This window comes from Sphaerisporangium rufum, assembly GCF_016863395.1.
Classification (GTDB): Bacteria; Actinomycetota; Actinomycetes; order Streptosporangiales; family Streptosporangiaceae; genus Sphaerisporangium; species Sphaerisporangium rufum.
Map to the genome: position 1 here is coordinate 1 of NZ_BOOU01000072.1, position 10,775 is coordinate 10,775.

Here is a 10,775-nt window from a genome sequence, read left to right on the forward strand (position 1 = left end):
ACGCCGGCCGCGATGGCGGCGCGGAACGGCGCCAGGTCGCGGCGCTCCAGCAGGTCCTCGCCGGCGTGCACCGTGGGCAGCGCCAGGTGGGAGTCGGTCACGGTGTCCCCGTGGCCGGGGAAGTGCTTGGCGCAGCCGGCCACTCCGGCGTCCTGCAGCCCGGTGACGTAGGCGACGGTGTGCCGGGCGACCAGGCCGGGATCGGCCCCGAAGGAGCGGATGCCGATCACCGGGTTGGCGGCGTCGGCGTTGACGTCCGCGTCCGGAGCGTAGTCGAGGGTCACCCCGGTGGCGGCGAGCAGCCCGCCGATCTCCGCGCCGACCCGCCGGGTCAGGCCGGGGTCGTCCACCGTGCCGAGCGCCGCGTTGCCCGGCCAGGAACTGCCGGTCGCCGCCTCCAGCCGGGTGACGCCGCCGCCCTCCTCGTCCACCGCGACGATCACCCGCGGATTCTCCGCCCGCAGCCGCCGCACCAGCCCGGCGGTGTCCGCGCCGGTGTTGCGGGCGAACAGCACCACGCCGCCGAGGCCGCGCGCGAGTTCGGCGAGCAGCCAGCGCGGCGGCTCGGTCCCGTCGAAGCCGGGCTGGAGCACCGCGGCGGCGAGCCGGTCGAGGTCGGGGCTGTGCGGCATTGGCGAGGCTTCCGGTCGCGCGGTATCTGGTCGCCGCCAGACTACGTACCGGGCCGGCCGGACCAGGTCACGGGTTGATGACAACTTCCTTCAGGCTAAATGTTCGGGTAGAAAGTTATTGTCATCGTCACGCCGGGGCCGGGCCACCGCGGCCGGCCGCCGGAGTGGCCGCCCGCCCGGAGCCCGCCGCCCCGCCCAGCGCCGCCGGCCGCTCCGGGCCCGCCCGCCTGGAGGCCCCATGAACCGCCCGCCGCCCGTGACCCGCCGGGCCGTGCTCGGCGGCGTGGCCGCGGCCGCGCTGGCCCCGGTCGCCGCGGCCGCCGCCGGCGCCGCCCCCGGACCGGCCGCGGGCCGGGCCAAGGACCCGGCCGGTGCCCGGGCCGGCGGGCGGATGCGCGGCATGTGGGTCGCCACCGTCGCCAACGCCAACTGGCCGTCATGCCCCGGGCTGCCCGCCGGGCGGCAGCGAAGCGAGTACCTCTCCTGGCTCGACCTGGCCGCCGCCCGCCGGCTCAACGCGGTCTTCGTCCAGGTGCGCCCGGCGGCCGACGCCTTCTGGCCCTCGCCGCACGAGCCGTGGTCGCAGTACCTCACCGGCGTCCAGGGCCGCGACCCCGGCTACGACCCGCTGGCGTTCATGATCGAGGCGGCGCACGAGCGCGGCCTGGCCTTCCACGCCTGGTTCAACCCCTACCGGGTGTCGATGCAGCCCGACCCGGCCCGGCTGGCCCCCGGCCACCCGGCGCGCCGCAACCCCGGCTGGACGGTGCCCTACGCCGGGAAGCTCTACTACAACCCCGGCCTGCCCGAGGTGCGGGCCTTCGTCCAGGACGCCATCATGGACGCGGTCACCCGCTACGACGTGGACGGGGTGCACTTCGACGACTACTTCTACCCCTACCCCGAGCCCGGCCAGGAGTTCGGCGACGCCGCCGCCTTCGCCCGGTACGGCGGCGGGTTCCCCGACCGCGGCGCCTGGCGCCGGCACAACGTCGACCTGCTGGTACGGGAGATGAGCGAGCGGGTCCGGGCCGAGAAGCCACGGGCGCAGTGGGGAATCAGCCCGTTCGGCATCTGGCGCAACGCCGCGACCGACCCGCGCGGCTCGGCCACCGGCGGCACCCAGTCCTACGACGACCAGCACGCCGACACGCTCGGCTGGGTGCGCCGCGGCTGGCTCGACTACGTGGCCCCGCAGCTGTACTGGCCGATCGGCCTGCCGGTGGCCGACTACGCCGTGCTCGCCCCCTGGTGGGCCCGGGCGGTGGCCGGCACCGGCACCGAGCTGTGGATCGGCCAGGCCGCCTACCAGGTGGACGGCGCCTCGCCGCAGCCCGCCTGGCGGGACCCGGCCGAGCTGTCCCGCCACCTCACCTTCAACGCCGCGCACCAGGAGATCGGCGGGGACATCTTCTTCAGCGCCGCCGACATGCGCGCCGACCGGCTCGGCTCGATCACCCGCGTGGTGCGCGACCACTACGCCGCGCCGGCCCCGCCGCCGGTCATCCGCCGGACCCGCTGAGCAGCCGCCGGTGCGCGGCCCCGGCCGCGCCCGCTTGGAGCCCCGACGGAAGCGCGGCGCGCACCGCCAGCGCGGCGGCCCCGGCCGCGCCGTCCCGGGACGGCACGACCCGGCCGGCGGGCAGCGCCGCGCGGAACCGCTCGCCGACCAGCGTCGGCGCGGTCAGCAGCGAACCCGCCAGTACCACGGGCGACCCGGCGCCGGCCGGGCGGACCGCGGCCAGCGTGCCGGCCAGCAGCCGCGCGGCCTCGGCCACGATCGACAGGGCCACCGGGTCGCCGGCCCGGGCCGCGGCGTCCACGACCGGGCTGAGCGCGCCCAGCCGGGCCGGCTCGCCGTCGTACACCGCCGCGACGATCAGCTGGGCCAGCCGCTCCCGGCCGCCGGCGGTCTCCGTCTCCGGCGAGATCTCGGGCAAGGGCTCCGGCGGGGGCCCAGGCATGCCCGCCGGTGTCTCGGCCGGGCTGTCCGGCGGTGTCCCCGGCGGTGTCCCCGGCGGTGTCCCCGCCGGTGTGCCGGACGGCGTCCGGCGTGACGTCGCCGCTGGTGGATTGCGCGCCTGGTTCGGCTCCGCGTCCGCCGCCGGGTCCGGCTCGGGCTCCGAGCCCGCCGCCGAGCCCGCCGCCGTGTCCGGCTCCGCCGCCGGCGGCCGGGCGGCGGCCAGGGCGGGCAGGACCCGGCCGGTCAGTGCGGTCGCCGGGCCGTGGCCGTCCAGCTCCGCCAGGGCGGCCCGCACCGCGCACCGGCCGATCCACACCCCCGACCCCTCGTCGCCGAGCAGCCAGCCGTACCCGTCACAGCGCCGGACGATCCGGTGCCCTTCGACGCGGGCGGCCACCGCGCCGGTGCCGGCGATGATCACGCAGCCGTCCGGGTCCGGCACCGCGCCGGTGAAGGCGACCACGACGTCGTCGGTCACCACCGGCCGGCCGGGCAGTCCCGCCGCGCGCCAGGCGCCCTCCGACAGCTCCCGGGCCCGCCGCAGGCCCGGGCCGCCGGCCCCGGCCAGGCCGAACACCCCGCCGGTCACGTCCGCCGCGCGGTGCGGCGCGCCCAGTCCGGCCAGCGCCCGCGACAGCGCCCGCGCCAGGTTGCCGCCCGGGTCGCGGGCCGAGCGCGGGTTGGCCCCGCCCGCGCGGCCGCGCGCCAGGATCTCCCCCTCCAGCGTGGCGATCACGCAGCGGGTGCTCGTCCCGCCGCCGTCCACCCCGACCACCAGGGGCCGCCCGCCCACCATGGCACCACCGTTCCGCCGCCCGCCCGCGCGGCCACGTCATGATCGTGCCCGGCCGGGGATGTGGCAGTCTGCCTCTTTCCGGAACGTACCAGGAGGGGGAGCGGGCGATGGCCGGCGGACGGACGAGGGGTGCGCGGGAGGCGGCCGGACGCGGCGAGCCCGGCCGGCGGGACCGGCTCGCCCGGCTGGTCACCGAGATCTTCGCCCCGCAGGTGCTGGTCATCGCCTCGCCGCCGCTGGTCGGGCTGGCCTCCGGCGGGCCGGCCGGCCTGGGCTGGGGCCTGCTGGCCGCCGCGCTGTGCGGCGGCGTCCCGGCGCTGGTGATCGCGCTCGGCGTGCGGGCCGGGCGGCTGGACTCCCGGCACATCGTCGACCGGTCCCGGCGGACCGGCCCGCTGCTGGTCGCGGTGGCCGCCGTCTGCGCCGCGCTGGCGCTGCTCGCCGCCCTCGGCGCGCCCCGGCTGCTGGTCGCCACCGTGGCCGCGATGCTGGCGGGCCTGGCGGTCACCGTCCCGGTCACCCTGCGCTGGAAGATCTCCTTCCACGCCGCGGTGTCGGCCGGCACGGTGCTGGTGGTGGCCCGGGTGCTGCCGGCGGCGCCCACGCTGGCCGCCGGCGCGCTGATCGTCGTGCTGGTCTGCTGGGCCCGGGTCCGGCTGGCGCACCACACGGCGGCCCAGGTCGCGGCGGGTGCCCTGGCCGGGGCCGTCCCGGCCTGGGCGGTGCTGTCCCTGGCGGTGCCCTGACCGGCGCGGTCACTCCCCGGCCGGGGCCGCCCGCTGCCAGCGGGGGTCGTGGTAGAGCACCACCGAGGGGCCGCGCAGCATCCGGTCCGGCGCGGAGAGCATCACCAGCTCCCCGGTGGCCTCCATGGCGCGCAGCACGTCGCGCACCCGCGGCCCGACCGGCAGCCGGCCGACCGGCAGCCCGAGGCGGGCGCGGACCGCGCCGGCCACCTCCGACAGCCGGAACGGCCCGGCGTACCCGGCGACCAGCTCGCGCACCAGCTCCCGGGTGATCACCTGTTCGGCCTCGCCGTGCGCGGCGCCCCAGCGCAGCTGCACGTCCCGGCGGCCGGTCGCGGCGCACGAGCCGCAGCGCCGGACGAACCCCGGCACCACCTCCTCGTCGCCCGACCCCAGGCAGCCGGTGCACTGCCCGGTCTCGGCGGCGTGCAGCTCGGCGGCCATCCGGGTCGGCAGCGGGGCGGCGCAGGCGCAGGTGAACGCCCGGAAGGCGCCCTCGCGCACCAGCGCGACGTCGTCGGCGTCGTCGGGGATCTCGTCCCAGCGCGCGGTGATCGTGTGCGTGGCCATCGCGGTGACTCTACCGAGCCGCCCGGCCGGCCGGTCCCCGCGGCGGCGACCGGCGCGCGAGGTGTGCTTTGCTGTGATGCATGGCGAATCCCGCGATTCTCACCGTCGACGATGACCCGGCCGTGTCCCGGTCGGTGGCGCGGGACGTGCGGCGCCGCTACGGCGACCGCTACCGGGTGGTGCGCGCCGACTCCGGCCCGGCGGCGCTGGAGGCGCTGCGCGAGATCAAGCTGCGCGGCGAGCAGGTCGCGGTGATGCTCGCCGACTACCGGATGCCGCAGATGAACGGCATCCAGTTCCTGGAGGCGGCGATGGACCTGTTCCCGCGGGCCCGCCGCGTGCTGCTCACCGCCTACGCCGACACCGACGCGGCCATCGACGCCATCAACGTCGTCGATCTGGACCACTACCTGCTCAAGCCGTGGAACCCGCCGGAGGAGAAGCTCTACCCGGTGGTCGACGCGCTGCTGGACGCCTGGCTGGCCGCGCCGGACGAGGCGATCTCCGAGACCCGGGTCGTCGGCCACCGCTGGTCGGCCCCCTCCTACGAGGTCCGCGACTTCCTGGCCCGCAACCTGGTGCCCTACCGCTGGCTGTCGGCCGACGACGCCGAGGGCGGCCGGCTGCTGTCGGCGGCCGGCCTGACCCTCGACGACGTGCCGCTGGTGGTCACCCCGGACGGCACGTCCCTGGTCCGGCCGGGCGAGGCGGATCTGGCCGCGCACGTCGGGCTGACCACCAGCCCGGCCGAGGACTTCTACGATCTGATCGTGGTCGGCGCCGGCCCGGGCGGCCTGGGCGCCGCCGTCTACGGCGCCTCCGAGGGCCTGCGCACCCTGCTGCTGGAGCAGCGGGCGACCGGCGGCCAGGCCGGGCAGAGCAGCCGCATCGAGAACTACCTCGGCTTCCCCGACGGCGTCTCGGGGGCCCAGCTCACCGACCGCGCCCGGCGGCAGGCGTTGAAGTTCGGCGCCGAGGTGCTCACCACCCGCGAGGTGGTCGGCCTGGAGTCGGCCGGGGCGGCGCGCATGCTCGCCTTCGGCGACGGCGGGGTCATCGCGGCGCACACGGTGGTGCTCGCCACCGGCGTCTCCTACCGGCTGCTGGACGCCCCCGGGCTGGCCGGGCTGACCGGGTGCGGCGTCTACTACGGCTCGGCCGCCACCGAGGCCCCCGGCTGCGCCGGCCAGGACGTCTACGTGGTGGGCGGCGCCAACTCGGCGGGCCAGGCGGCGATCTACTTCTCCCGGTACGCCCGCCGGGTGCACATGCTGATCCGGGGCGGCGACCTGCGGCGGTCGATGTCGCAGTACCTGATCGACCAGATCGCCGCGAACGACGGCATCGAGGTGCACCCGTACACCGAGGTGGCCGGCGGCGCGGGCGAGGGCCGCCTGGAGCGGCTGACGCTGCGCGACACCCGCACCGGCGAGACGCGCGACGCCGAGGCGTCCTGGCTGTTCGTGTTCATCGGCGCCGAGCCGCGCACCGACTGGCTGGCCAAGGCCGTCGCCCGGGACGACCGGGGCTTCCTGCTGACCGGGGGCGACCTGCTGGCCGGCGGGCGCCGCCCGCCGGGCTGGCCGCTGCCCCGCGACCCCTACCACCTGGAGACCAGCATGCCGGGCGTCTTCGCGGCCGGCGACGTGCGGGCCGGCTCGGTCAAGCGCGTCGCCTCGGCCGTCGGCGAGGGCGCGATGGCGGTGGCCCTCGTGCATCGATACCTGGAGGCGCCGTGAGCGAGCCCGTCCCCCCGCCCGCCGGCCGGCTGAGCGCCGACGAGCTGCGCACGCTGTTCCTGTTCGAGTCGCTGGACGACGCCCAGCTCGCCCGGTTCACCGAGAACGGCCGGGTGGAGCGCTGGCCGGGCGGCGCGACGATCTACCGGGAGGGCGAGCCGGCCACCTGCTTCTACGTGCTGCTGAGCGGGACCATCGCGCTGACCCGCCTCATCCACGGCGACGAGGTGGAGATCAACCGCACCGACCAGCGCGGCGTGTACGCCGGGGCGATGCAGGCCTACCTGGGCGACCGGGCCGGCCAGGTCTACGGCGGCAGCGCGCACGCCGTGGGCGAGGTGGAGATGTTCACCATCTCCGCCGGGGTGCTGGCCGGCGCGCTGCGCGAGTGGTTCCCGATGGCGACGCACCTGCTGGAGGGCATGTTCTTCGGCATGCGGGCCAACCAGACCATCATCGGCGAGCGCGAGCGGCTGCTGGCGCTCGGTTCGCTGTCGGCCGGGCTGACCCACGAGCTGAACAACCCCGCCGCGGCCGCGGTGCGGGCCACCGCCGTGCTGCGCGAGCGGGTGGCCGGCATGCGCAAGAAGCTGGCCATGATCGCCGACGGCCGGCTGGACGGGGCCCGGCTGCACGACCTGGTCGAGCTGCAGGAGGAGGCGGTCGCCCGGGCCGTGAAGGCCGAGGCGCCCGGCGCGCTGGCCGCTGCGGACGCCGAGGACGAGCTGGCCGACTGGCTGGACGAGCACGGCGTGCCCGACGGCTGGGACCTGGCCGCCACTCTGGTCGCCGGCGGCGCCGACACGGCGTGGCTGGCCAAGATCGTCGATGCGGTGGGCGGGGAGAACCTGGAGGCCGCCGTCCGCTGGCTGGGGTACACCATCGAGACCGAGCTGCTCATGGGCGAGATCGACGACGCGGTGACCCGGGTGTCCACCCTGGTGACCGCGGCCAAGCAGTACTCCCAGCTGGACCGGGCCGCGCACCGCACCGTCGACGTGCACGAGCTGCTGGACGCGACGCTGACCATGATGCAGGCCAAGTTCCCGCCCGGCGTGCGGATCGTCCGCGAGTACGACCGCACGCTGCCGCCCATCCCCGCCTACGCCGCCGAGCTGAACCAGGTGTGGACCAACCTGATCGACAACGCGGTGGCCGCGATGGGCACGGCCGGCGGCACCCTCACCCTGCGCACCGGGCGGGACGACGCCCGGGTGTTCGTCGAGATCGCCGACACCGGGCCTGGCATCCCTCCGGAGGTCCGCCCGCGCATCTTCGAGCCGTTCTTCACCACCAAGCCGGTGGGGGAGGGCACCGGCCTGGGGCTGGACATCTCCTATCGGATCATCGTCAACAAGCACCGCGGCGACATCCGGGTGGAGTCCGTCCCCGGCGACACCCGGTTCCGGGTGCTGCTCCCCCTCACCGGCTGAGGGCGGGGCACCGGGTCAGCCGGTGGGGGCGACGGCACGGAACGGGATGCTGGCGGTGAGGGCGTAACCGCCGTCGGCGGTGCACCCCGCCTCCAGCCGCCCGCCGGCCAGGCTCACCCGCTCCCGCAGCCCGGCCAGCCCGTATCCGGAGGCCGGCACCTGCTCGGGCAGCTCCCGCCGGAGCCCCTGCCCGGCGGGTCCGTTGACCACCAGCACGTTGATCATCTCGCCGGACGCGACGCACTCGACGCGCACCCGCGCGCCGGGCGCGTGCTTGCGGACGTTGTTCAGGCCCTCCTGGACCACCCGGTAGAGGGAGTGGCTGACCTGCCGGGGGAGCAGCGCCTCGGGCACGTCGATGCGCAGCGCGACCCGCAGGCCGGTGGACTTGGCGTCCCTGACCAGCTGGGGGATGGCCTCCACGCCCGCGGCGGACTGGTGCACCTCCTCGCGGTGCAGCACGTTCAGCAGCTCGCGCAGCTCGGCGAGCGCCCGCATGCCCTTGTCCTCGATGACGGCGGCGAGCCGGCCGATCTCGCCGCGGCCGGCGCTCTCCTGGATGATGCCGGCGTTGAGCACCATGGCGGTGACCGCGTGCGTCACCGTGTCGTGCAGCTCGGCGGCGATCCACCGCCGCTCCCGGGATGCGGCCTGCTCCTCGCGCACCCGCACGCCGGCCCGCAGCTCGCCCACCAGGTGGCGGTACTCGCGCACCCAGGTGCCGACGATCGCGGGCAGCATCACCAGCGTCAGCCCGCGGATGGTGGCGAGGTACAGGAACCGGTCGGTGTAGGGGTTGACGTAGTCGATGGCGATGTAGGCGGCGGTCATCACCGCGGCCGGCCACGGCCAGCGGCGGACCGCGCCCTCGGCGGTCATCGAGTAGGCGGCCAGGGTGAGCGGGATGGTCTGCGTGGTCAGCACCGCGCACGCCGTCGCGGCGGCGAGCATCAGCCAGACGGCCCGGCGCCGGACGAGCATGGCGGCCGCGGCGACGACGCCGGAGGCGATCTCCACCCACATCGGCGCCGGGACCAGCAGGCCGGTGTGCTCGCCGTTGAGCGTGGTGGGCACGGTGAACGCGAGCACCGCCATCGCCAGCATCACGTCCACGATGCGGTCACGGTGCCGTTTCACCACGCCGGCGGCCCCGGTCTTCATACCGCCATTGTGCCGCCTTGACCTGCGATTACGCACATCCGACGGGTAGATCGGACCGGCGGCGGAATCCCCGCCGTCAGCAGGAATCCAGGTAGGCGAGCACGGCCAGCACCCGGTGGTGCCCGGCCTCGGTCAACGGCAGGCAAAGCGCGGTCACCACGCCGCGCACCGTGCCGGCCGCCTCCTCGGCGCCGATCCCCAGCCGGCCGGCGATCTCGGTGTCCGTGCAGCCCTGCGCCATCAGCGCGAGCACCTCGCGCTCGCGGTCGCCCAGCGCGGCCGGCGGCCCGGGATGGCCGCCGACCAGCTCGCGCACCAGCGACGCGTCGACGGCCGAGCCGCCGGCCGCCACCCGGCGCAGCGCGTCCAGGAAGTCGGCGACCTCGGTGGCCCGGCTCTTCAGCAGGTACCCGATGCGGTCGCCCTGCGCCATCAGCTCCATCGCGTGGGCCACCTCGACATGGGCGGACAGCACCACGATGCCGATCCGCGGGAACCGCCGGCGGATCTCCACCGCGGCCCGCAACCCCTCGGCGGTGTAGGTCGGCGGCATCCGGGTGTCCACCACGACCACGTCGGGCCGGTGCCGGGCGACCAGCTCCAGCAGCGCGGCGCCGTCGCCGGCCTGCCCGACCACCTGGTATCCGTAGTGGGCGAGCAGGTGGCAGAGCCCTTCGCGCAGCAGCACGTCGTCGTCGGCGACGACCACCCGGGGGCGGCCGCCGGCCGGCCCGGCCGGCTGCCCCCCGCTGCTGTCCCGCCGCGGCTCCTCCATGGTCACCTTTCAGCATATCCGCCGCCGACCTGCGGCGAAGGGGACCGATGACGGGTGGTCGCCGGTGCCGTGCCAGCGTTCCGGCAAGCTTTTCACCGGACTGAGTAAACCGGCAAAGCGGGCATATCGCCCAGGCATCCAGGTCCTCTACTGTCGGTCGGGTAAGTGACCGCCACAGGGGGAGCGGGCCGCCCGGCCCGCGAAGGGGCTGTTCACGTGGTCATGACCACTGCCGAAGACGTCACGCGGGACGGCTGGATCCGCGTCGGCGACCTGCGCTGCCTGCTGGGCGCGATGACCGCGCTGCGCGACGGCGACTTCCGCCGCCGGCTCCCCGGCGACTACGACGGGATCCGCGGCGAGCTGGCCGACGTCTTCAACCAGATCGCCGACCGCGGCGAGCACAGCGTCACCGAGCTGGGCCGGGTCTACCGCGAGGTGGTCCGGTACGGCCGCATCGACGCCCGCCTGGCGCCGAGCCAGGCCCCCGGCGCGTGGAACGCCATGGTCGAGTCGACCAACGGGCTCATCGACGCCCTGGTGGTGCCCACCGCCAACGCCACCCGGGTGCTGGACGCGGTGGCCGACGGTGATCTGACCCAGCGGATGGACCTGCAGGAGGGCGGCCGCCCGCTGCGCGGCGACCTGCGGCGGCTCGGCCGGCGGATCAACCAGATGGTCGACCAGCTCTCGCTGTTCACCAATGAGGTCACCCGGCTGGCCAGCGAGGTCGGCACCGACGGCCGGCTCGGCCGCCGCGCCCGGGTGCAGGGACTGTCCGGCATCTGGCGGGAGGTGACCGAGGCGGTCAACACGATGGCCGACCGGCTCACCGCCCAGGTGCGCGACATCGCGGTGGTGACCAAGGCGGTGGCCGACGGCGACCTCACCCGGTCGGTGACCGTCGAGGCGGCCGGCGAGCTGCTGGAGCTGAAGCTGACCGTCAACACGATGGTCGAG

Annotated in this window: 10 protein-coding genes; 5 read left to right on the plus strand and 5 right to left on the minus strand. The window is 76.1% G+C overall.

The window, feature by feature from the left end; all coding sequences use genetic code 11:
• On the minus strand, positions 1–632 hold a 632-nt coding region (locus Sru01_RS26575; protein WP_275412214.1), incomplete at its 3' end, for a glycoside hydrolase family 3 N-terminal domain-containing protein.
• Between the two features lie 238 nt (positions 633–870).
• Here Sru01_RS26575 and Sru01_RS26580 point away from each other — a divergent pair.
• Entirely contained in the window at positions 871–2,154 is a 1,284-nt protein-coding gene (locus Sru01_RS26580) for a glycoside hydrolase family 10-like protein (protein ID WP_203990977.1), read from the plus strand.
• Here Sru01_RS26580 and Sru01_RS26585 read toward each other — a convergent pair.
• A complete protein-coding gene (locus Sru01_RS26585; protein ID WP_203990979.1) occupies positions 2,135–3,391 on the minus strand; it encodes an N-acetylglucosamine kinase in 1,257 nt (418 codons plus the stop codon). The genes Sru01_RS26580 and Sru01_RS26585 overlap by 20 nt on opposite strands.
• A 107-nt stretch (positions 3,392–3,498) precedes the next feature.
• On the opposite strand from Sru01_RS26585, the gene Sru01_RS26590 reads away from it, so the two are divergent.
• Entirely contained in the window at positions 3,499–4,137 is a 639-nt protein-coding gene (locus tag Sru01_RS26590; protein ID WP_239137759.1) for a hypothetical protein, read from the plus strand.
• A gap of 9 nt (positions 4,138–4,146) precedes the next feature.
• Here Sru01_RS26590 and Sru01_RS26595 read toward each other — a convergent pair whose 3' ends face one another.
• Positions 4,147–4,707, minus strand: a complete 561-nt coding sequence (locus tag Sru01_RS26595) for a hypothetical protein (RefSeq protein ID WP_203990981.1) — start codon at positions 4,705–4,707, stop codon at positions 4,147–4,149.
• Positions 4,708–4,787: 80 nt separating this feature from the next.
• Here Sru01_RS26595 and Sru01_RS26600 point away from each other — a divergent pair, with 80 nt between their 5' ends.
• A complete protein-coding gene (locus tag Sru01_RS26600) occupies positions 4,788–6,446 on the plus strand; it encodes an NAD(P)/FAD-dependent oxidoreductase (RefSeq protein WP_203990984.1) in 1,659 nt (552 codons plus the stop codon).
• Positions 6,443–7,879 carry an ATP-binding protein gene (locus Sru01_RS26605; RefSeq protein ID WP_239137760.1) on the plus strand — a complete coding sequence of 479 codons (1,437 nt, stop codon included), beginning with the start codon at positions 6,443–6,445 and terminating at the stop codon, positions 7,877–7,879. The genes Sru01_RS26600 and Sru01_RS26605 overlap by 4 nt, the downstream gene beginning before the upstream one ends.
• A gap of 15 nt (positions 7,880–7,894) precedes the next feature.
• Here the strand turns inward: Sru01_RS26605 and Sru01_RS26610 are convergent, their stop codons facing one another.
• Both Sru01_RS26610 and Sru01_RS26615 read right to left on the minus strand, forming a co-directional pair.
• Positions 7,895–9,040, minus strand: a complete 1,146-nt coding sequence (locus tag Sru01_RS26610; protein ID WP_203990986.1) for a sensor histidine kinase — start codon at positions 9,038–9,040, stop codon at positions 7,895–7,897.
• A 76-nt stretch (positions 9,041–9,116) separates the two neighbouring features.
• On the minus strand, positions 9,117–9,815 hold the full coding sequence (locus Sru01_RS26615) for a response regulator transcription factor (RefSeq protein WP_203990988.1): 699 nt from the start codon (positions 9,813–9,815) through the stop codon (positions 9,117–9,119).
• Between the two features lie 222 nt (positions 9,816–10,037).
• Here Sru01_RS26615 and Sru01_RS26620 point away from each other — a divergent pair.
• Positions 10,038–10,775: HAMP domain-containing protein (locus Sru01_RS26620; protein WP_203990990.1), on the plus strand; the 738-nt coding region annotated here is incomplete at its 3' end.